Source organism: Streptomyces sp. NPDC051243 (assembly GCF_044455405.1).
In the GTDB taxonomy this organism is placed as follows: domain Bacteria; phylum Actinomycetota; class Actinomycetes; order Streptomycetales; family Streptomycetaceae; genus Streptomyces.
In genome coordinates, this window is the sequence record NZ_JBITES010000001.1 from 800,651 (window position 1) to 821,887 (window position 21,237).

The 21,237-nt window shown below is 71.2% G+C and carries 21 protein-coding genes; 14 read left to right on the forward strand and 7 right to left on the reverse strand.

Annotated features, from left to right (window positions below):
* Positions 1 to 7 precede the first annotated feature (7 nt).
* From ACIBAG_RS03515 to ACIBAG_RS03525, 3 genes are all read left to right on the forward strand, one after another.
* Positions 8 to 484: an NUDIX domain-containing protein gene (locus ACIBAG_RS03515; RefSeq protein ID WP_399100450.1), complete on the forward strand. Its 477-nt coding sequence runs from the start codon at positions 8 to 10 to the stop codon at positions 482 to 484.
* A 76-nt stretch (positions 485 to 560) separates the two neighbouring features.
* Positions 561 to 1,955 (forward strand): NADP-dependent succinic semialdehyde dehydrogenase, encoded by a 1,395-nt coding sequence (locus tag ACIBAG_RS03520; RefSeq protein WP_399100452.1) that lies wholly within the window; start codon positions 561 to 563, stop codon positions 1,953 to 1,955.
* A 25-nt stretch (positions 1,956 to 1,980) separates the two neighbouring features.
* Positions 1,981 to 2,217: a DUF6213 family protein gene (locus ACIBAG_RS03525; protein ID WP_031485888.1), complete on the forward strand. Its 237-nt coding sequence runs from the start codon at positions 1,981 to 1,983 to the stop codon at positions 2,215 to 2,217.
* On the opposite strand, the gene ACIBAG_RS03530 is transcribed toward ACIBAG_RS03525, so the two are convergent.
* Together ACIBAG_RS03530 and ACIBAG_RS03535 are read right to left on the reverse strand one after the other, a co-directional pair.
* Entirely contained in the window at positions 2,207 to 2,827 is a 621-nt protein-coding gene (locus tag ACIBAG_RS03530) for a transcriptional regulator (RefSeq protein WP_399100454.1), read from the reverse strand. The genes ACIBAG_RS03525 and ACIBAG_RS03530 overlap by 11 nt on opposite strands.
* Before the next feature lie 136 nt (positions 2,828 to 2,963).
* Positions 2,964 to 4,190, reverse strand: coding sequence for an acyl-CoA dehydrogenase family protein (locus tag ACIBAG_RS03535; protein ID WP_399100456.1), 1,227 nt, complete (start codon positions 4,188 to 4,190; stop codon positions 2,964 to 2,966).
* Positions 4,191 to 4,359: 169 nt separating this feature from the next.
* Between ACIBAG_RS03535 and ACIBAG_RS03540 the strand changes: the two genes are divergently transcribed.
* Complete coding sequence (locus ACIBAG_RS03540) at positions 4,360 to 5,004, forward strand: TetR family transcriptional regulator (RefSeq protein WP_399100458.1); 645 nt, start codon at positions 4,360 to 4,362, stop codon at positions 5,002 to 5,004.
* A gap of 27 nt (positions 5,005 to 5,031) precedes the next feature.
* Here the strand turns inward: ACIBAG_RS03540 and def are convergent, their stop codons facing one another.
* Positions 5,032 to 5,571 (reverse strand): peptide deformylase, encoded by a 540-nt coding sequence (def, locus tag ACIBAG_RS03545; protein ID WP_399100461.1) that lies wholly within the window; start codon positions 5,569 to 5,571, stop codon positions 5,032 to 5,034.
* Positions 5,572 to 5,682: 111 nt separating this feature from the next.
* Here def and ACIBAG_RS03550 point away from each other — a divergent pair, with 111 nt between their 5' ends.
* From ACIBAG_RS03550 to ACIBAG_RS03580, 7 genes are all read left to right on the forward strand, one after another.
* Positions 5,683 to 6,921, forward strand: coding sequence for a MurT ligase domain-containing protein (locus tag ACIBAG_RS03550; RefSeq protein WP_399100463.1), 1,239 nt, complete (start codon positions 5,683 to 5,685; stop codon positions 6,919 to 6,921).
* A 23-nt stretch (positions 6,922 to 6,944) separates the two neighbouring features.
* Positions 6,945 to 7,676, forward strand: a complete 732-nt coding sequence (locus ACIBAG_RS03555) for a type 1 glutamine amidotransferase (RefSeq protein ID WP_399100465.1) — start codon at positions 6,945 to 6,947, stop codon at positions 7,674 to 7,676.
* Positions 7,677 to 7,891: 215 nt separating this feature from the next.
* Positions 7,892 to 8,917, forward strand: coding sequence for a 6-phosphofructokinase (locus tag ACIBAG_RS03560; RefSeq protein ID WP_399100467.1), 1,026 nt, complete (start codon positions 7,892 to 7,894; stop codon positions 8,915 to 8,917).
* Between the two features lie 101 nt (positions 8,918 to 9,018).
* Positions 9,019 to 9,969, forward strand: a complete 951-nt coding sequence (locus ACIBAG_RS03565) for a cytochrome c oxidase assembly protein (RefSeq protein WP_399100469.1) — start codon at positions 9,019 to 9,021, stop codon at positions 9,967 to 9,969.
* Between the two features lie 67 nt (positions 9,970 to 10,036).
* Complete coding sequence (locus tag ACIBAG_RS03570) at positions 10,037 to 11,524, forward strand: DUF6777 domain-containing protein (protein WP_399100471.1); 1,488 nt, start codon at positions 10,037 to 10,039, stop codon at positions 11,522 to 11,524.
* A 40-nt stretch (positions 11,525 to 11,564) separates the two neighbouring features.
* Positions 11,565 to 13,736: a protein kinase gene (locus ACIBAG_RS03575; protein WP_399100473.1), complete on the forward strand. Its 2,172-nt coding sequence runs from the start codon at positions 11,565 to 11,567 to the stop codon at positions 13,734 to 13,736.
* A gap of 51 nt (positions 13,737 to 13,787) precedes the next feature.
* The gene (locus ACIBAG_RS03580; protein WP_399100585.1) at positions 13,788 to 13,919 is read left to right on the forward strand and encodes a hypothetical protein; all 132 of its coding nucleotides are present in this window, start codon (positions 13,788 to 13,790) and stop codon (positions 13,917 to 13,919) included.
* Positions 13,920 to 13,946: 27 nt separating this feature from the next.
* On the opposite strand, the gene ACIBAG_RS03585 is transcribed toward ACIBAG_RS03580, so the two are convergent.
* The 4 genes from ACIBAG_RS03585 to ACIBAG_RS03600 all read right to left on the reverse strand — a co-directional run bounded on the left by ACIBAG_RS03585 (position 13,947) and on the right by ACIBAG_RS03600 (position 18,087).
* Positions 13,947 to 15,164 carry a sensor histidine kinase gene (locus ACIBAG_RS03585; RefSeq protein WP_399100475.1) on the reverse strand — a complete coding sequence of 406 codons (1,218 nt, stop codon included), beginning with the start codon at positions 15,162 to 15,164 and terminating at the stop codon, positions 13,947 to 13,949.
* Entirely contained in the window at positions 15,161 to 16,873 is a 1,713-nt protein-coding gene (locus ACIBAG_RS03590; protein ID WP_399100477.1) for a cation acetate symporter, read from the reverse strand. The genes ACIBAG_RS03585 and ACIBAG_RS03590 overlap by 4 nt, the downstream gene beginning before the upstream one ends.
* A gap of 97 nt (positions 16,874 to 16,970) precedes the next feature.
* Positions 16,971 to 17,330, reverse strand: a complete 360-nt coding sequence (locus ACIBAG_RS03595; RefSeq protein ID WP_399100479.1) for a hypothetical protein — start codon at positions 17,328 to 17,330, stop codon at positions 16,971 to 16,973.
* 4 nt (positions 17,331 to 17,334) lie between these two features.
* On the reverse strand, positions 17,335 to 18,087 hold the full coding sequence (locus ACIBAG_RS03600; protein ID WP_399100481.1) for a LytR/AlgR family response regulator transcription factor: 753 nt from the start codon (positions 18,085 to 18,087) through the stop codon (positions 17,335 to 17,337).
* A 77-nt stretch (positions 18,088 to 18,164) separates the two neighbouring features.
* On the opposite strand from ACIBAG_RS03600, the gene ACIBAG_RS03605 reads away from it, so the two are divergent.
* The 3 genes from ACIBAG_RS03605 (at position 18,165) to rocD (ending at position 20,831) form a co-directional block, all read left to right on the forward strand.
* Entirely contained in the window at positions 18,165 to 18,650 is a 486-nt protein-coding gene (locus ACIBAG_RS03605) for an Lrp/AsnC family transcriptional regulator (protein ID WP_399100483.1), read from the forward strand.
* Positions 18,651 to 18,804: 154 nt separating this feature from the next.
* The gene (gene ddaH / locus ACIBAG_RS03610; protein ID WP_399100485.1) at positions 18,805 to 19,614 is read left to right on the forward strand and encodes a dimethylargininase; all 810 of its coding nucleotides are present in this window, start codon (positions 18,805 to 18,807) and stop codon (positions 19,612 to 19,614) included.
* Positions 19,614 to 20,831, forward strand: a complete 1,218-nt coding sequence (gene rocD, locus ACIBAG_RS03615; protein WP_399100488.1) for an ornithine--oxo-acid transaminase — start codon at positions 19,614 to 19,616, stop codon at positions 20,829 to 20,831. Before ddaH ends, rocD begins: the two co-directional genes overlap by 1 nt.
* Positions 20,832 to 21,237: the final 406 nt, after the last annotated feature.

The following is a 21,237-nucleotide window of genomic DNA, read 5'->3' on the forward strand; positions in this document are numbered from 1 at the left end:
CAAGGCGGTGACGTCGTCGTCCCGCGGGAAGCACAGCGCGGGCCTGCTCCTCTTCCGGCGCACCGACGGCGGGCTGGAAGTGCTGCTCGGGCACATGGGCGGCCCGTTCTTCGCCAGGCGGGACGCCGGGGCCTGGACGGTCCCGAAGGGCGAGTACGACCCCGAGGAGTCCGCCTGGGAGGCGGCCCGCCGCGAGTTCCAGGAGGAGCTCGGGCTGCCGCCGCCCGACGGGGAGGCGGTACCGCTCGGCGACGTCAGACAGTCGGGCGGCAAAATCGTCACGGTCTGGGCGGTCGAGTCCGACCTCGACCCGGCGACGGTGGTCCCCGGCACCTTCCGGATGGAGTGGCCGCCGCGCTCGGGCCGGACCCAGGAGTTCCCGGAGCTGGACCGGGTGGAGTGGCTGGGCGTCGAGCGGGCGCGCGAGGTGATCGTCAAGGCCCAGGCCACGTTTCTCGACCGGCTGGCGGAGCACTCGGCCTGAGCAGCCGTACACGCGTTGCGGTCCGCCCCGCCGCGCGCGAAGGTCGTAGCAACAGTGAGCTCCCAGGAGGTCGGTCATGCCCATCGCAACGGTGAACCCGGCGAACGGCGAGACGCTCAAGACGTACGAGGCCATGGGCGAGGAGGAGATCGAGCGCAGGCTCCAGCTCGCCGAGGCGACGTTCCGCACGTATCGGGCGACGAGCTTCGTCGACCGCGGTCGTCTGCTGCTCCAGGCCGCGACGCTCCTGGAAGAGGACCAGCAGGACATCGCCCGGGTGATGACCACCGAGATGGGCAAGCCCATCAAGCAGGCCCGGGCGGAGGTCGCCAAGTGTGCCAAGGCGATGCGCTGGTACGCCGACCACGCCGAGGAACTGCTCGCCGACGAGGAGCCGGCCGAGTCCGACGTGAAGGACTCGGCCGCGTCACGCGTGCGGGTGCGCTATCGCCCGCTGGGGCCGATCCTCGCGGTGATGCCGTGGAACTTCCCCCTGTGGCAGGTGGTCCGGTTCGCGGCGCCCGCGCTGATGGCGGGCAACGTCGGCCTGCTCAAGCACGCCTCGAACGTCCCCCAGACCGCCCTCTACATCGAGGACCTCTTCCACCGCGCGGGCTACACCGAGGGCTGCTTCCAGACTCTGCTCGTCGGCTCCGGACAGGTCGACGACATCCTGCGCGACGAGCGCGTCAAGGCGGCGACCCTCACGGGCAGCGAGCCCGCGGGCCGGGCGGTCGCCTCCACCGCCGGGGAGATGGTCAAGAAGACGGTCCTGGAGCTGGGCGGCAGCGACCCGTACGTCGTCATGCCGTCGGCCGACCTCGATCGGGCCGCGCAGGTCGCGGTGACCGCGCGGGTGCAGAACACCGGGCAGTCGTGCATCGCCGCCAAGCGGTTCATCGTGCACACGGACGTCTACGACGCCTTCGCCGAGCGGTTCGTCGAGGGCATGAAGGCGCTGGTGGTGGGCGATCCGATGCAGGAGGAGACGGAGGTCGGCCCGCTGTCGAGCGAGCAGGGGCGCGACGATCTGGAGGAACTCGTCGACGACGCCCGGCACAGTGGAGCCGAGGTGCTGTGCGGCGGCCACCGGCTCCGCCGGCCGGAACTGCCCGGCTGGTACTACCCGCCGACCGTCCTCGCCGGCATCACCCGTGAGATGCGGATCCACCGGGAGGAGGCGTTCGGTCCGGTCGCCACGCTGTACCGGGCGGCCGACCTGGACGAGGCGGTGCTCATCGCCAACGACTCGCCCTTCGGACTGAGTTCGAACGTATGGACGCGGGACGAGGCCGAGGTCGACCGTTTCGTACGGGATCTGGAGGCGGGGAGCGTGTTCGTCAACGGCATGACGGCGTCCCATCCGGCGTTCCCGTTCGGCGGCGTGAAGCGGTCCGGGTACGGGCGTGAGCTGTCCGGGCACGGAATCCGCGAGTTCTGCAACATCACCACTGTTTGGCACGGTGCGTGAGCGCTGCGCGACTACGATCCCGGGTGTGAACCGCGAAGTTACTCTGCCGCTGATCGTCGACGACCGCGGGACCTTGCAGGTGGCTGCCGCCGATGTGAGCAAGCTGCTGCGTACCGTGGGTGCTCGGTGGCTGCACCTTGTCGAGGCCGGGGAGGATGGGCTCGACGAGGACACGGTGGCCGCGTTGACCATCGAGCTGGCGAAGCTCGCGGATCGCATCGACGTGGCGTGCATCGCGCACAGCAGCGGGACTACGCCGTAGGCATCGGTCCATGCAAGGTCGACCAGAACAGTTCCTCGTAGGACTGGAGCAAGTGGCCGTACCGGTGTGCTCGTTCCTCGTCGACCTGTCCGGCGTCCCGTCCCGCCCGGACGGCGGCCGCTGCCGTCCGCTCCAGGTCTGCGGACGGCTCCGCGAAGAAGTCGAAGAACGCGCAGGCCTCGTCCGTGAAGCCGTAGTGGCGGCGCAGGGCCTCGGCGATCGTCGCGCAATAGCCGCCCCAGGTCGCGAAGTTGGCCGTCAGCGCGAGTACCGCTTCGGCCGGTGCCGCGTTCAGGGCGAGCCAGGCCACGTACGCGGGGTAGGCCTGACAGCCCGGGAGGGGCTGGTGGGCTGCCGCCACCGCCTCCGTCACTCCCCACGCCGCCGCGAACGCGACCAGACGTTCCTCGGCCAGCGCCTCTCCCCCGGCCAGCAGGGTGAAGAAGGCGGCGGACTCGGGGGCGTCGGAGGCAGCCCGTTGGGCCAGATGGAGGAAGGCCCGGCGGTCGGCCGGAATCACCAGGCTCTGTTCCAGGGCCAGGGCGGCGAGCGTGGTGGTGCGGTCGGCTTCGCCCCGGGCGATCAGCGGTACGAGGGGATTGACCGTCACAGACGTCCTCCGTCGACTCGGCAACGCGCCTCGGGCAGCCCAGGGACGCGGGCCGCATCTGTATGCGGCCCCGCCGCGCGGGCGCGACCAGCCACCACGATCCCGCGGACCGCGTCGCGCAGAAACCCCTGGGCGCTTACCGAATCGGCATACCCGACAACGTACGCGCGATCACCAGCCGCTGAATCTCACTGGTCCCCTCGAAGATCGTGTAAATGGCGCTGTCCCGGTGCATCCGCTCCACCGGATACTCCCGCGTGTAGCCGTTGCCCCCGAGGATCTGTATCGCCTGCGCCGTCACCTTCTTCGCCGTCTCACTCGCGAACAGCTTCGACATCGACCCCTCGGCCGCGGTGAACGGCTTGCCGTTGATCGCCATCCAGGACGCCCGCCACACCAGCAGCCGCGCGGCGTCGATCTGCGTCCGCATCTCCGCCAGCTGGAAGGCCACACCCTGGTTGTCGATGATCGGCCGCCCGAACTGCTCACGGGTCATCGCATAGTCGAGAGCGACCTCGTACGCGGCACGAGCCGTGCCGACGGCCATCGCACCGACGGCCGGCCGCGAAGCCTCGAACGTGGCCATCGCCGCGTTCTTGACCCGCTCGCCACCCGCCTTGGCCCGCTCCCGGGCCCGCGCCAGCCGCTCGTCCAGCTTCTCCTTGCCGCCCAGCAGGCAGGAGCCCGGCACCCGCACGTCGTCCAGGATGACCTCGGCGGTGTGCGAGGCACGGATGCCGTGCTTCTTGAACTTCTGGCCCTGGGACAGGCCCGGTGTGTTCGGCGGGACGATGAAGGACGCGTGCCCCTTGGAGCCCAGCTCCGGGTCGACGACGGCGACGACCACGTGGACGTTGGCGATACCGCCGTTGGTCGCCCAGGTCTTCGTGCCGTTGATCACCCACTCGTCCTTGACCTCGTCGTACACGGCACGTGTGCGCATCGAGGCCACGTCGGACCCGGCGTCGGGCTCGGAGGAGCAGAACGCCGCGAGCTTGACGTCATTGGCGTCGCCGTACATCTGGGGCACCCAGGTCCCGATCTGCTCCTCGGTACCGTTGGCCAGCACACCGACGGCGGCCAGACCGGTGCCGACGATCGACAGGGCGATGCCCGCGTCACCCCAGAACAGCTCCTCCATCGCCATGGGGATGCCGAGACCGGTGGGGTCGAAGTACTGCTGGGCGTAGAAGTCGAGGGAGTAGATGCCGACCTTCGCGGCCTCCTGGATGACCGGCCAGGGAGTCTCCTCACGCTCGTCCCATTCGGCGGCCGCGGGGCGGATCACATCGGCGGCGAAGCCGTGGAGCCAGTCGCGGACCTCCTTCTGTTCGTCGTTGAGCTCCATGGTGAACTCGGCCATGACCCCTCCAGCGGCGTACGTGCGTGTTACTAGCGGTAACCCTAGTTTGTTACTCGCCGGTAGGTAAAGTCAACTCCCGATGACTCCTCGACAGCCCATTCGATGGAAAGGGCATGCTGAGTGTTAGTTTGCGCAGGCGTCAGCGATTCACCACGGGTGGGGAGAGCACATGGACACCACGCAGCGGACCGATCAGCAGCGGTCCGCCGACCGCCGTCGGCGCGAGCTGCTGGAGGCCGCCGACAGGGTGGTGCTGCGCGACGGCCCACAGGCCTCGATGAACGCGATCGCCGCCGAGGCGGGCATCACGAAGCCGATTCTGTACCGGCACTTCGGCGACAAGGGCGGACTTTACGCGGCGTTGGCCAAGCGGCACACCGACGCGCTGCTGGACTCCCTGAGAGCGGCGCTGGATGCCCCCGCGGACCGGCGGGAGCGCGTCGAGTCCACCTTGGACACCTACCTCGCCGCGATCGAGGCACGGCCCCAGGTGTACCGGTTCCTGATGCATCCGGCGGACGGGGGCCAGGTGGGGGACCAGGGGTTCGACGTCGGCAAGCACTCCGCACCGTTGCTCCGCAGGATGGGCGAGGAACTGGCCACCGTGATCGAAGAACGGCTGGATCTCGGGCCGGGGAGTCAGCAGCTGGCTCGGGTGTGGGGGCACGGAATCGTCGGGATGATGCATGCCGCCGGGGACTGGTGGCTGGGTGAACGGCCGTGCTCGCGGGCGGAGTTGGTGCGGAGTTTGGCCGACCTGTTGTGGGGTCGGCTTGCGGCTGCGGGGGACAAGATGGGCGGCCCCGGGTTCTGAGCCCTCGCGCCCCTCAGGGCGTGACCGTCACCGGCGCCAGGAAGCTCGGGCCACCTGTCGCATCAGGCGGCGGTGGCGCCAGCCCGTCACGCGGTCCGCGTACAGCTTGCCCTCCAAGTGGTCGCACTCGTGCTGCAGGCACCGCGCGAAGAACCCGGTGCCGTGGATCGTCACCGGCTCCCCGGTCATCGTGAAACCCTCGACCACCGCGTGGTCGTACCGCTCCGTCCCCGCCTCCAGACCCGGCAGGGACAGGCAGCCCTCCGGCCCCCGGATCACCACCCCGTCCGTCTCCACCAACCGCGGATTCACCACATGACCGAGGTGCCGTACGTCCTCGTCGTCGGGGCAGTCGTACACGAACACCCGCAGCGACTCCCCCACCTGGTTCGCGGCGAGGCCCACACCCTGGGCCGCGTACATCGTGGCGAACAGGTCGTCCACCAGCGCCGCCAGTTCGGGGCCGAAGTCGGTCACCTCCCGGCACTGCTCGCGCAGCACCGCGTCGCCGAGCAGGGTGAGAGGCCGGACGCGTCCGTTGGTGCCCGGAATGGAGCCGTTGCGCATGGCCGCAAGGGTACGGCGATTCGGGAGTGCGAATGGATCTCGATAGGCTGACCACCACCACGTTGCCGTCAGGCAGAGGCGCGGCGCGTACGCAAGGAGGATCGAGAACTGATGGCAGGCAACTCGGACCCGCTCACGCCGCGGGCCAAGATCGCCGTGACCGCGGGCAAGGCGGTCGCGGCGGCATCGCGCGCCGCTGGGCGCGGGAGCGGTTCGGTGATCGGCGGCCGGGTGGCACTGAAACTCGACCCCGACCTCCTCGCGCGGCTCGCGCAGAACCTGGACGTGGTCCTCGTCTCGGCGACCAACGGCAAGACCACGACGACCCGGCTCATCGCCGAGGCCCTGCGGGCAGCCGGGCCGGTCGTCTCCAACGCCCTCGGCGCCAACATGCCGGCCGGCATCACCTCGGCGCTGGCCGGCGGCTCGGACGCGCGGTACGGCGTCATCGAGGTCGACGAGAAGTACCTCGCCGGGGTCGCCCGGGACACCGACCCCAAGTGCATCGCACTGCTCAACCTCTCCCGCGACCAGCTGGACCGCGCCGCGGAGACCCGGATGCTCGCCGAGAACTGGCGTGAGGGTCTCGCGGGGTCGAAGGCCGTGATCGTCGCCAATGCCGACGACCCGCTGGTCGTGTGGGCCGCTTCCTCGTCCCCGAATGTGATCTGGGTCGCGGCCGGGCAGATGTGGAAGGACGACGCCTGGTCCTGCCCGTCCTGCGGTGGCGTGATGCAGCGGCCGGGCGACGACTGGTTCTGCGGGGAGTGCGGCTTCCGGCGGCCGACGCCGAGCTGGGCGCTGTCCGGGGATCACGTTCTCGATCCGCACGGCTCCGCCTGGCCCATCCATCTGCAGCTGCCGGGCCGCGCCAACAAGGCCAACGCGGCCTCCTCCGCGGCCGTGGCCGCCGTGTTCGGGGTGCCGCCGCAGGTCGCGCTGGAGCGCATGTACCAGGTGCAGGCCGTCGCCGGCCGCTACGACGTCGTGCAGTTCCAGGAGCGGGATCTGCGGCTGCTGCTCGCCAAGAACCCGGCCGGCTGGCTGGAGACGTTCTCTCTGATCGACCCGCCGCCGACCCCGGTGATCCTCTCCGTCAACGCGCGCGGCGCCGACGGCACCGACACCTCCTGGCTGTGGGACGTCGACTACACGCGGCTGTCCGGGCACCCGATCTGTGTCATCGGCGACCGCAAGCTCGACCTCGCGGTGCGCCTGGAGGTCGCGAACCAGCAGTTCCAGGTCTGCGAGAACCTGGACCAGGCCGTGCAGGCGTGCCCGCCGGGCCGGATCGAGGTCATCGCCAACTACACGGCGTTCCAGGACCTGCGCCGCCGCGTCGGCAACTGAGCACGAGACTTCAGGGGACTTAAGTGAGCGACAACCAACTGCGGGTCGTCTGGATCTACCCGGACCTGCTCAGCACCTACGGCGACCAGGGCAACGTCCTGGTCGTGGAGCGCCGGGCGCGGCAGCGCGGGCTCGATGTGGCCCGCCTCGACGTGCGCAGCGACCAGCCGATCCCGACCTCCGGCGACATCTACCTCATCGGCGGCGGCGAGGACCGGCCGCAGCGCCTCGCGGCCGAGCGGCTGCGCCGGGACGGGGGTCTGCACCGGGCCGTGGAGAACGGCGCCATCGTGTTCTCCGTGTGTGCCGGGTACCAGATCCTCGGCCACGAGTTCATCAACGACCTCGGTCAGCGTGAGCCGGGCCTCGGGCTGATCGACGTGGTGTCCGTACGGGGTGAGGGCGCGCGGTGCGTCGGTGACGTGCTCGCCGACATCGACCCGCGCCTCGGGCTGCCCCCGCTGACCGGCTTCGAGAACCACCAGGGCGTCACCCACCTCGGCCCCACCGCCCGCCCCTTCGCCCAGGTCCGCCTGGGCAACGGCAACGGCACGGGCGACGGCACGGAAGGGGCGTACAACGACACCGTGTTCGGTACGTACATGCACGGCCCGGTGCTGGCGCGCAACCCGCTGATCGCCGACCTGCTGCTGAAGCTGGCGCTCGACGTGAACGCGCTGCCGCCGACCGACGACCGCTGGTACGACGCGCTGCGCAACGAGCGCATCGCGGCCGCGCAGCAGCAGCCCGCGTGAACACCGGGGCGCGGCAGTCCGTCTGACGGTTCGTACATCCGGCTGCCGGCCTGCCGTAACCAGCCCGTCTGACGGTGCGTCCGCACAGGTGAGCGGGGTCGTCCAGCAGGCGGACGCACGGTTCGGCCCCGCCCCCCGATGCCGCTAGGGTGGCGGGGATTCGAGCCGGACAGCGTGGTCCGGTCCCGGCCCACGTGGAGAAGGTTTTTCGGGCTATGCGCATTGGTGTCCTCACGTCCGGCGGCGACTGCCCCGGCCTGAACGCCGTCATCCGGTCCGTCGTGCACCGCGCAGTCGCCGACCACGGCGACGAGGTCATCGGCTTCCGGGACGGCTGGAAGGGCCTCCTGGAGTGCGACTACCTCAAGCTCGACCTCGACGCGGTCGGCGGCATCCTCGCCCGCGGCGGCACGATCCTCGGTTCCTCCCGGGTCCAGCCCTCCCATCTGCGGGACGGTGTGGAGCGGGCCAAGGGCCATGTCGAGGAGCTCGGCCTCGACGCGATCATCCCGATCGGCGGCGAGGGCACGCTGAAGGCGGCCCGGCTGATGTCGGACAGCGGCCTGCCCGTCGTGGGTGTGCCGAAGACCATCGACAACGACATCGCGGTCACGGATGTCACCTTCGGGTTCGACACCGCGGTCACGGTGGCGACCGAGGCGCTGGACCGGCTCAAGACCACCGCCGAGTCCCACCAGCGGGTGCTGGTGGTCGAGGTCATGGGGCGGCACACCGGCTGGATCGCGTTGCACTCCGGCATGGCGGCCGGCGCGCACGCCATCGTCGTACCGGAACGGCCCTTCGACATCGAGGAGTTGACCCGGGTCGTCGGGGGGCGGTTCGAGGCGGGCAAGCGCTTCGCGATCGTCGTTGCGGCGGAGGGCGCCAAGCCGCGGGCCGGCACGATGGAGTTCGACGAGGGCGGCAAGGACATCTACGGGCACGAGCGGTTCGCCGGGATCGCGCGGCAGCTGTCCATCGAGCTGGAGGAGCGGCTCGGCAAGGAGGCGCGGCCGGTCATCCTCGGGCATGTGCAGCGGGGTGGTACGCCCACCGCTTACGACCGGGTGCTGGCGACGCGGTTCGGGTGGCATGCGGTGGAGGCGGTGCACCGGGGCGAGTTCGGTCACATGACGGCGCTGCAGGGCACCGACATTGTGATGGTGCCGCTGGCCGAGGCCGTGGAGACGTTGAAGACGGTTCCCGCGGATCGGTACGACGAGGCGGAGTGCGTGCTCTGAGGGGGCGCGCTCCAGTTGCCCCCGGTCGAAAGCTCGGTCGGGGGCAGTTCTAGTCTGTGGGGGACAGACAGCGCACAACCCCACGAATCAGGAGCCGCCGGATGGACCACAGCGGGCACGGCATGATGATGGATCTGCCGCCGTTCACGCTGGGGCGGGGACTTCAGTGGTCGACCGACCCGTTCTTCCTCGTCGCCTGCCTGGTGGGGCTCGCGCTGTATGCGTGGGGCGTCGTGCGACTGCGGCGGCGGGGCGACTCGTGGCCTGTGGGGCGGACCGTGTCGTACGTCGTCGGGGTGCTGTCCGTGATGCTCGTCATGTGTACCGGGCTGAATGACTACGGGATGGTCATGTTCAGCGTGCACATGGTGCAGCACATGGTGATCAGCATGCTGTCGCCGATTCTGATCCTGCTCGGCGCGCCCGTCACGCTCGCGCTGCGTGCGCTGCCGCCCGCCGGGCGCGGGCGCAAGGGGCCGCGGGAGTTGCTGCTGGCTCTGCTGCACAGCCGGTACATGCGGATCATCACGCACCCGGCGTTCACCATCCCGCTGTTCATCGCCAGCCTCTACGCGCTGTACTTCACGCCGCTGTTCGACTTCCTGATGGGCTCCAAGACGGGCCACATCGCGATGATGGTGCATTTCCTCGCCGTGGGCGTGGTGTTCTTCTGGCCGATCATCGGCGTGGATCCCGGTCCGCACCGGCCGGGCTACCTCATGCGGATGCTGGAGCTGTTCGCGGGAATGCCGTTCCACGCGTTCTTCGGCATCGCGTTGATGATGGCGTCGGAGCCGATGGTCGAGACGTTCAAGAACCCGCCCGCCTCGCTCGGCATCGAGGCCCTCGCCGACCAGAACGCGGCCGGCGGTATCGCCTGGGCGTTCAGCGAGATTCCGTCCGTACTGGTGCTTATCGCACTGCTGTTCCAGTGGTATCGCTCGGAGCAGCGACAGGCCCGGCGTATGGACCGGGCCGCCGATCGGGACGGTGACAAGGAACTCGAGGCGTACAACGCCTATTTGGCCTCACTGAACGCACGCGGAAACTGAGGAAACCGAAAGGCTGCGCCTTTCAGTAGCATGAAGCGCGTCGGGGGAACCGCCGGGGGGAGCGGTAATGGCGCTTCGTGTGTTCGTACGCAGGGTCGGGAAATCGGCGATTCGGAGGATCGCCGTCCTGTTGGTGTTCGTGCTGGCGCTCAGTGGATGCGATCGGGACACACCGCTGGTCATGGTGAAGGCCGTCGCGGCGGGGGTACCGTCGCTCGCGCCCTTCTTCGACGAGGGCCAGGGGCTGGGGCGGGACCAGCAGGTCAGGGCGCTGACGGCGCCCGGCGGACTGCAGCAGGGCGACACTCCTGGCCTGTACGGGGGATCCAAGCAGCCGACGATCTGTGATGTCGTACGGCTCAAGGAGTTTCTCACCGATCCCGCCAATGAGCGGAAGGCACAGGCATGGGCAGCCGCGCTCTCCATTACCACTGCAGAGATTCCCGGCTTTCTCGATCGCCTCACACCCGTTCTCCTGCGTCACGACACTCTCGTGAAGAATCACGACTACAAGAAGGGGAAAGCCGCCCCCTTCAACGCGTTGCTTCAGGCGGGAATCGCGATTCTCGTCGATGCGGACGGCCTTCCCGTCGTGAAGTGCTCCTGCGGAAATCCGCTGCGGCCCTTCGAGGGTGACACGACTCGGATAAAGGTCGATTTCGACGACCGCAACGAGGAGTGGAAGGGATACGAGAAAACATCCGTCGTGGCCGTGCGGCCCGCCACGCGGAAAGTGGAGCGGCTCGCGCTCGTCGACGTAGCGGAGCCGGAGCGGGGCATCAACCGTCCCGTCGGCACGACGGGCGAGAAGGACACGACGTTCGACACGCGCGAGCGGCGCGCGGTGCCCGACCTCGCCGGGGCGACGTTCGGGCAGGCGAGCCGGAAGCTGGCCGACAGCGGCCTGGCGGTCGCCTTCGAGGGCGGCGGGCTGCCACCGGACGGTGCCCGGGTCACGGCGTCGGATCCGCCGGCCGGGACCGAGCTGCGGTTCGGTGAGTACGTGACGTTGAGCGTGGCCGGGGAGAGCTCCGGCGGCTCCTCGGGCGGGACGACGTCCACTCCCCCGGGCTCGGGGACTACCTCTCGGCCGGCGAAGGATCCGTCGGGCTCCCCGCCGTCGTCATCGTCGTCATCATCGTCATCGTCCTCGCCGTCCACCTCGACTTCTCCGCCGCCCTCGTCCTCCGGACCGGGCAGCTCCGGGCCCGGCAGCCCCGGTCCCACCAGCGGGCCCCCGTCCTCGGGCCCGTCGTCCTCCGCGGCACCGCCCAGCTCCGCTCCGCCCCCGTCTACCAAGGACCCCACGACCAGCTCACCGCCGCCCCCGGCCAGCTCGCCTCCGCCCGCGTCCAGCTCACCGCCGCAGACCACAAGCTCACCGCCGCCTATGACCAGTTCGCCCCCGTCCAGCGCCCCGGTCACCAGCAGCGCGCCGCCACCCGAGACAAGCGCGCCGGTCTGGACCGACCCGGCGACCGGTGTGCCGTCCGCCGACGGGCCGTCCACCGACAGGCCGGCCACAGACGGGCTCACCGCGAGCACCACCGCCTAGCAACCCACGCAGCGCCCCCGCAGAACCCGGGAGTCACCGGATGCCTTCAGGATCATCGACGTCGGGAGTGGGCCGGGTCATCGCCGGCCGTTATCTGCTGCTGAACCGGCTCGGCAGCGGCGGTATGGGCCATGTCTGGCTCGCCGACGACCGCAGACTCGCCTGTGAGGTCGCGCTCAAGGAGATCGTGTTCCGGGACCCCGCCGAGGCCGACGAGCGTGAGGCCCGGGTGGCCCGTGCCCGCGCCGAGGCCCGGCATGCGGCGGGCCTGCGCGGACATCCGCATGTGGTGACCGTGCACGACGTGCTGGAGCACGAGGGGCTGCCGTGGATCGTCATGGAGTACGTGGCAGGTGCCGTCAACCTGCGTGACCTGGTCGATCAGCGCGGGCCTCTGGCACCCGCGGAGTGCGCCCGCGTCGGCCTCGCCGTGCTCGACGCGCTGACCGCCGGGCACGAGCGGGGCGTCCTGCACCGGGACGTGAAACCGGCGAACATCCTGCTGGCGCCGGACCGCACCGGTGCGCCGTACGGCCGTGTGCTGCTCACCGACTACGGCATCTCGGTGCAGCCGGACGCCGGAGAGACGCGGTACACACTGGCCTCGGTGCTGGTGGGTACGTCGGGCTATCTGGCGCCGGAGCGGGTCACGGGCGGGGCGCCGACGCCGGCCACCGATCTGTTCTCGCTCGGCTGCACGCTGTACTACGGCGTCGAGGGCCGGGGGCCCTTCGACCGGGAGTCGCATCTGGCGGAGCTCACCGCGGTGGTCACGGAGGAGCCGCGGCCGGCCGCGCGGGCCGGTGCGCTGGGGCCCGTCGTGCGGGCGCTGCTGGAGAAGGATCCGGCGCGGCGGATGACCGCGGCTCAGGCGGAGGCGGCGCTGTCGCGGATCGTGACACCGGAGGCCGACGCGTACGCACGGACCCAGACCGACCTCGGATCGCAGCCGCACTGGGGCGGGGCACCGCCACCCGGACCCGCACCCGAGGCAGCGGGTTTCGGTTCCCGTCCGGCGACCGACGGGCCCGACGCGGCAGCCTTCGGCCGCCACCACCCCACCACCGACCGACCCGACGCCGCGGCCCTCGGCCACCACCCCACCACCGACCGGCCCGCCCCTGCGGGGCTCGGTCCCCGTCCCACGACCGATCGTCCCGACGCTGCCGGTTTGCGCCCCCCGCCCGGAACGGATCGGCCCGGCACCGCACAGGGCTTCAGCCCTCCGTCCCGGCCGAACGCTCCGGGCCGGGGCTCCGTGGCAGGGCAGCCCGGCGGACCGCAGGGCTTCGCACCGCCCGGGCAGCCCCGTGCACCGGAGGGCTTCGGTGCCCCGCCAGGGCAGTCCACCGGACCGCAGGCGTTCGGTCCCGGGCCGGGCGGTCGGCGCAGCACCCGGCCGCGCATCCTGCACGCGGTCCTCGGCGGCCTCCTCGGCATGGCGCTCGCGGGGGCCGGTGTCTGGTACGCCATGGCCCAGCAGGAGGACACCGGCGGGACGGGGCGGCCGTACGGCGACGCCGTCGGACTCGGCGAGCCGCTGAGGAACGGTGACTGTGTGCTCGCCGACTGGCCCGGTTCGGCCGCGTTCCAGGGCACGCCCCGGCTGACTCTGGATCCCACGTGCGGACAGAAGGCACCCGACGGCCAGGTGTTGGCGTTTGTCGCGGCTGCGTCCGCAGCCGAGGCCCGGGAGGAGGGGCCGGCGGCGTGCGAGGAGCGGACGGCGGAGATCCGCGGCCGGCTCGCGGACGTCCGCAGCTTCGCCGTCGTACCGACTCAGGCGGGGTTCGAGGCGGCCGGGCGGCGCACCGCCTGCCTGGTGCTGGGCGCGAACGGGCCGGTGTACGGGCCGCTGGGCGAGCATCGCAGGACCGGGGCGGCCTTCGCCGACACGGCGACCATGCAGCGGCGGGACTGTCTGGACGTCCGCTCCCAACGGGACGCCCGCCTGGCGTCCTGCGACGAGCCGCACGACGAGCAGGTGCTCGGGTTCACCCGGTTGGGCGCCGACGTGACGCTGACCGAGGCGCGCACCGAGTCGGACGCGGCGTGCGCCCGGGAGGTGCCGCCGCGCGACTACGGCTTCGACCCTTCCGTCTACACGGCCGGTTCCTGGACGAGCGAGGGGGCCTGGAAGAGCGGCACACATTTTGTCGTGTGCACCGTCCGGAAGCAGAACGGGGGCACCATGGAGGGGGACGAACCTTAGGAGGGTGTTGCGATGCCCGGTTCTGCGGACGGTTCTACGAAAGCGATGGGGGTGATCACCGTCGGTGGGCTCGTCGTGGTGACGGCCTACACGGTGGCGCTCGGGAGCAATGGCTGGCTGTGGTTCGGGTGGGTGGTGCTGGGGCTGATCACGCTGGGGATGGCCGTCAGCCGCGGCAGCTGAGCCGCAGGGCCTGTGTCGCACAGGCCCTCACTCCCGGGTGAGCCGCCCGGCTGAGTGCACGCCCGGCTGGTACTTCGGCAGCCGGGCGGTGATCTTCATGCCCGCTCCCACGGCGGTCTCGATGACGAGGCCGTAGTCGTCGCCGTACACCTGACGGAGCCGGTCGTCGACGTTGGACAGCCCGATGCCGCCCGAGGGGCTGACCTCGCCGGCGAGGATGCGGCGCAGCAGGACGGGGTCCATTCCGGCGCCGTCGTCCTCGATCACGACGAGGGCCTCGGCGCCGGCGTCCTGTGCCGTGATGCTGATGTGGCTCTTGCCCGCGGCGGACCCGGCCTTGCCCTCCAGGCCGTGCTTGACGGCGTTCTCGACGAGCGGCTGCAGGCACAGGAAGGGCAGGGCGACCGGGAGGACCTCGGGGGCGATCTGCAGGGTGACGGAGAGGCGGTCGCCGAAGCGTGCCCGCACCAGGGCCAAGTAGTGGTCGATGGCGTGGAGTTCGTCGGCGAGGGTGGTGAAGTCGCCGTGCCTGCGGAAGGAGTAGCGGGTGAAGTCGGCGAATTCCAGGAGCAGTTCGCGGGCGCGTTCGGGGTCGGTGCGGACGAACGAGGCGATCACCGCGAGGGAGTTGAAGATGAAGTGCGGGGAGATCTGTGCCCGCAGCGCCTTGATCTCGGCCTCGATCAGGCGGGTGCGGGACTGGTCGAGATCCGCCAGCTCCAGCTGCACGGAGACCCAGCGGGCCACCTCGCCGGCCGCCCGCACCAGCACCGCCGACTCACGGGGCGCGCAGGCGACGAGGGCGCCGTGGACCCGGTCGTCCACGGTGAGCGGGGCGACGACCGCCCAGCGCACCGGGCAGTCGGGGGTCTCGCAGACCAGTGGGAAGGCCTCGCCGCGGCCCGACTCCAGCGGTCCGGCGAGGAGTTGCATGATCTCCGTACGGTGATGGCCGCCGACCCCGTCCCAGACCAGGACGTCCTTCTGGTCGGTGAGGCACAGTGCGTCGGTGCCGAGGAGTGAGCGAAGTCTGCGGGCCGACTTGCGGGCGGTTTCCTCGGTCAGGCCGGCCCGCAGCGGGGGCGCGGCGAGGGAGGCGGTGTGCAGGGTCTCGAAGGTGGCGTGCTCGACCGGTGTGCCGAGGCCCCCGAGGTTCTGCGGGCGTGCCGTGCGCCGGCCGAGCCAGAAGCCGGCGGCGAGCAGCGGCAGGATCGCCACGCACAGGCCCGCGATGAATCCGCTCATGCCTTCACCTCCGCCCGGAGCTCCTCCGGCAGATGGAACCGCGCCAGGATCGCCGCCGTCCCCGCCGGTACCCGACTCGGGGTGGCCAGGGACACCAGCACCATGGTGAGGAAGCCCAGCGGCACCGACCAGAGCGCGGGCCAGGCGAGCAGCGCGTGCAGCGCTCCGGAGCCGGGGAAGCCGGCCATGGTCGCCGCGACGGCGAGCAGCGCCGAGCCGCCGCCCACCAGCATCCCGGCGGCCGCGCCGGGCGGGGTCAGCCGCCGCCACCAGATGCCGAGGACGAGCAGCGGGCAGAAGGAGGACGCCGACACGGCGAAGGCGAGGCCCACCGCGTCGGCGACCGGTAGCCCGCCGACCAGGACGCTCGCGGCGAGCGGGACGGCCATGGCGAGGACGGTGCCGAGCCGGAAGTGCCGTACGCCGCGCGACGGGAGGACGTCCTGAGTGAGGACGCCGGCGACGGCCATGGTCAGGCCCGACGCCGTGGAAAGGAACGCGGCGAAGGCGCCCCCCGCGACCAGCGCGCCGAGCAGGTCGCCGCCGAGGCCGCCGATCATGCGGTCGGGCAGCAGGAGGACGGCCGCGTCCGCGTGGCCGGTGAGGGTGAGTTCGGGGGCGTAGAGGCGGCCGAGGGCGCCGTAGACCGGCGGCAGCAGGTAGAAGGCGCCGATCAGGCCGAGCACGGCGACGGTGGTGCGGCGGGCGGCGACGCCGTGCGGGCTGGTGTAGAAGCGGACGACGACGTGCGGCAGGCCCATGGTGCCGAGGAAGGTGGCGAGGATCAGTCCGTACGTGGCGTACAGCGGGCGCTCGCCGCGGCTCTCGGCCTGCGAGGGCGACAGGCTGCCGCCCGCTCGGTGGTCGGGTTCGGGGACCTCGGCGCCCTGGGCGAAGGTCAGGCGGGTGCCACCCTCGATGCGGTGCGTGCCCGCCGGGAGCCGGAGCTGCTTGTCGTCGTGGCCGCGGCCGTCGATGGTGCCGTTCACCGTGACGGTCAGCGGCCGGTCGAGCCTCAGGTCGAGGGTGTCGTCGACGCGGACGACGCTCTGTTCGCGGAAGGTGGCCGGTTCGTCGAAGGCGCGGCGGGGGGCGCCGTCACCCTGCCAGGCGAGGACGAGGAAGAGGGCGGGGACGAGCAGCGCGGTGAGTTTGAGCCAGTACTGGAAGGCCTGCACGAAGGTGATGCTGCGCATGCCGCCGGCGGCGACGATGGCCACCACGACGACCGCGACGATGAGTCCGCCCAGCGAGTCGGGCGCCCCCGTCAGCACGGTCAGCGTCAGCCCGGCGCCCTGGAGCTGGGGCAGCAGATACAGCCAGCCGGTGCCGACGACGAAGGCGCCCGCGAGCCGCCGTACGGCCTGGGAGGAGAGGCGGGCCTCGGCGAAGTCGGGGAGGGTGTAGGCGCCGGAGCGGCGCAGCGGGGCGGCGACGAACAGCAGCAGGACCAGGTATCCGGCGGTGTAGCCGACCGGGTACCAGAGCATGTCCGGACCCTGGACGAGGACCAGGCCGGCGATGCCGAGGAAGGAGGCGGCGGAGAGGTACTCGCCGCTGATCGCGGCCGCGTTGAGGCGGGGGCCGACGGTCCGGGAGGCGACGTAGAAGTCGGAGGTGGTGCGGGATATGCGCAGGCCGAAGGCGCCGACGAGGACGGTGGCCAGGACGACGAGGGCGACGGCGGGGACGGCGTAGCTGGAGTTCACGGCCGCATCGGTTCCTGGTCTCGTTTCCTGGCTCGGTCTGCCGGCTCGGTCTGCCGGCTCGGTCCGCCGGCTCGGTTTTCTCGCTCGGCTGCTCGGCTCAGCGGTCCTCGACGAGCCGTACGAAGTCCCGTTCGTTGCGCTCGGCGCGGCGCACGAACCAGCGGGCCAGCAGGACCAGCGGGGCGTACAGACCGAAGCCCAGGACCGCCCATTCGAGGTGGCGGGCGTCCGGCATCGCGGCGAAGAGCAACGGCAGGGGGCCGACGAGCAGGCCGAGGACGGCGAACACCGCGAGGGCGGTGCGCAGCTGGGTGCGCATCAGCGACCGTACGTAGGTGTGACCCAGTGTGGTCTGCTCGTCGATCTCGGTGCGGGGGCGGTAGTAGCCGGAGATCCGGCGGGTGCGCCGGGGCGGGCCGGTGACGAGGACGCGGCGGTCGGCGGGGTTCTGGGGCATGGTTTCACGGCCTCCTCATGAGCAGGTCGCGCAGCTCGCGCGCGTGCCGGCGGCTGACCTGGAGCTCCTCGGTGCCGACGATGACGCTGACGGTGCCCGCGTCCAGGCGGAGTTCGCCGATGTGGCGCAGGGCGACGAGATGGCGGCGGTGGATGCGGACGAAGCCGCGGGAGCGCCAGCGCTCCTCCAGGGTCGACAGGGGGATGCGGATGAGGTGGCTGCCCTTGTCGGTGTGCAGCCTGGCGTAGTCGCCCTGGGCCTCGACGTGGGTGATGTCGTCGACGGAGACGAAGCGGGTCACCCCGCCGAGCTCGACGGGTATCTGGTCGGGGTCGGGCTCGCTCACGGGTATGCGCGGGGCTGCGGTGTCCCTGAGCTCGGCGGCCCGGCGCACGGCCTCCGCCAGGCGTTCCTTGCGGACGGGCTTGAGGACGTAGTCGACGGCCTTGAGGTCGAAGGCCTGGACGGCGAAGTCCTCGTGGGCGGTGACGAACACGACGAGCGGCGGGTTGGCGAAACCGGTGAGCAGCCGGGCCAGGTCGAGGCCGTCCAGGCCCGGCATGTTGATGTCGAGGAAGACGACGTCGATCGCCTCGGGCCCGCCCGGCCCCGACTCCAGGGCGCGGTTGATCCGGCGCAGCGCCTCGGTCGCGTCGCCGGCGCCCTCCGCGGTGCCGATCCGGGGGTCGGCGTTGAGGAGGTAGAGGAGCTCCTCGAGCGAGGGGCGTTCGTCGTCGACAGCCAGGGCACGCAGCATGAACCCGGAGTGTAGGAGCAATTCGTACGCCTGCACACGTGCCGACGTGTGACGTTCCCGCTGGATACAGTGCCGCCATGGAGAGCAGGCCCGCGCCGTTCGACGACCTCGACCGGAAGATCATCACCGCGCTGATGGCGAACGCGCGGACGAGCTTCGCCGAGATCGGCGCGGCCGTCGGGCTGTCCTCGACGGCGGTCAAGCGGCGCGTGGACCGGCTGCGGGACACGGGTGTGATCACCGGGTTCACGGCCACGGTCAAGCCGTCGGCGCTGGGCTGGCGTACGGAGGCGTACGTCGAGGTGTACTGCGAGGGCGCGGCCCCGCCTCGGCGGCTCGCGGAGGTGGTCCGCAACCATCCGGAGATCACCGCGGCCATGACCGTGACCGGGGGCGCGGACGCGCTGCTGCATGTGCGGGCGCGGGACGTGGAGCACTTCGAGGAGGTGCTGGAGCGGATCCGCGTCGAGCCGTTCATCAGGAAGACGATCAGCGTGATGGTGCTGTCCCATCTGCTCCCGGAGAGCCCGGAGGCGGGCGCGAGTCAGCCTGCGCCGGACTAAACCTCGGGGCGCGCAGCAGGCCTGCGTCTCTGCCGGAAAATTCGCAGCATTCCTGCGTGGGCGCGCAATATTTTTTCCTTGTCGCTCGTTTCGGCGCTTCCTACCTTTGTGTCAACCCTCAGTCGACACTCGCAGGAAGCGGAGGAAACCCTCTGTGACCGACACCCGTGTGCCGCGCCGGCGGCGGTATCTCGTCTGCGAACCCAGACACTTCGCCGTGCAGTACGCGATCAACCCCTGGATGCACCCCGACACACCCGTCGACGTCGACCTGGCACGGGAGCAGTGGCAGACACTGATCCGCGCCTATCGGGACCACGGCCACACCGTCGACGCGGTGGAGCCCGCGCCGGGCCTGCCCGACATGGTCTTCGCGGCGAACTCGGCGGTCGTCGTGGACGGCCGTGTCTTCGGCTCCCTCTTCCACGCGCCGGAGCGGCGCCCCGAGTCCACGCACTACGACACCTGGTTCAAGACGGCGGGCTACGACGTGTACCGCCCCGAGTCGGTGTGCGAGGGCGAGGGCGACCTGGTCTGGACGGGCCGGTACGTCCTGGCCGGTACCGGTTTCCGCACCACCCGCGAGGCGCATCGCGAGGTGCAGGAGTTCTTCGGCCATCCGGTGATCAGCCTGACGCTGACCGACCCGCGCTTCTACCACCTGGACACGGCGCTGTTCGTGCTCGACGACGACAACGTCGCGTACTACCCGGAGGCGTTCTCGCCGGGCAGCCGCGAGGTGCTCGCCCGGCTGTACCCGGACGCGGTGCTGGCGACCCGTGAGGACGCGATGGCGTTCGGCCTGAACTCCGTGTCCGACGGACGCAACGTCTTCATCGCACCGCAGGCCGAGGCCCTCGCCTCCGCCCTCGCCGACCGCGGCTATGTCCCCGTCCCCGTCGACCTGTCGGAGTTCCGCAAGGCCGGCGGCGGCATCAAGTGCTGCACGCAGGAGATTCGCTGATGACCGCTCCCGTCACCACCCGTTCGTCCGCCGACCTGATCCGCGCCGAGGAGCCGGTCGTCGCGCACAACTACCACCCGCTGCCCGTGGTCGTCGCCCGTGCCGAGGGCACCTGGGTGGAGGACGTGGAGGGCCGCCGCTATCTGGACATGCTGGCCGGTTACTCGGCGCTGAACTTCGGCCACCGCCACCCGGCGCTGATCGAGGCGGCGCACCGCCAGCTGGACCGCCTGACCCTGACCTCCCGCGCGTTCCACAACGACCGCCTCGCCGAGTTCGCCGAGCGGCTGGCGGCGCTGACGGGCCTGGACATGGTGCTGCCGATGAACACGGGCGCCGAGGCCGTGGAGTCCGGCATCAAGGTGGCCCGCAAGTGGGCGTACGAGGTGAAGGGCGTCCCGGCGGACAAGGCGACGATCGTGGTCGCCGCGGACAACTTCCACGGCCGTACGACGACGATCGTGTCGTTCTCCACGGACGAGACGGCACGGCAGGGCTTCGGTCCCTTCACGCCGGGCTTCCGGATCGTGCCGTACAACGATCTGGCGGCGCTGGAGGCGGCGGTCGACGAGACGACGGCGGCGGTGCTGCTGGAGCCGATCCAGGGCGAGGCGGGTGTCGTCATCCCCGACAACGGCTACCTGGCCGGTGTGCGGGAGCTGACCCGGCGCAAGGGCTGCCTGTTCATCGCGGACGAGATCCAGTCGGGCCTGGGCCGCACGGGCCGTACGCTCGCCGTCGAGCACGAGGGGGTCGTCCCGGACGTACTGCTCCTCGGCAAGGCGCTGGGCGGCGGCATCGTCCCGGTGTCGGCGGTGGTGGCCCGCCGCGACGTGCTCGGCGTGCTGCGGCCGGGCGAACACGGATCGACCTTCGGCGGCAACCCCCTCTCCGCCGCGGTCGGCACGGCGGTGGTCGAGCTCCTGGAGACGGGCGAGTTCCAGCGCCGCGCCGCCGAGCTGGGCGTGGTCCTGCGGGGCGGCCTGTCGGCCCTGCTCGGCAAGGGCGTCGTCGGCTTCCGCGCGCGGGGCCTGTGGGCGGGCGTGGACATCGACCCGGAGGTCGGCACGGGCCGCGAGATCGGCGAACGCCTCCTTCGCGAGGGAATCCTGGTCAAGGACACCCACGGCTCGACGATCCGCCTGGCACCTCCGCTGACGATCACGTCGGAGGAGCTGGTGGGGGCGCTGGAGACGCTGGAGAGGGTGCTGACGTAACGGGTCCGCCCCGAACGGCTCGGCGACCCGGTCCCCGAAGCGCGGGACCGGGCTGCCGGGGTTCCGGTGGCCGGGCGGGCCTGGCTCCCGCAGTTCCGATGGCCGGGCGGGCCCGAATCCCACAGCTCCGATGGCTGCACGGGCCCGGTCCCACAGCTCCGATGGCTGCACGGGCCGTCCCGCAGCTCCGATGGCCGGGCGGGCCCGGTCCCACAGCTCCGATGGCCAGGCGGGCCCGGATCCCACAGTCCCGATGGCCGGGCGGGCCCGGATCCCACAGCTCCGATGGCCGCACGAGCCCGGTCCCACAGCTCCGATGGCCACGCGGGCCCGAATCCCACAGTCCCGATGGCCGCACGAGCCCGGTCCCACAGCTCCGATGGCCACGCCGGCCCGAATCCCACAG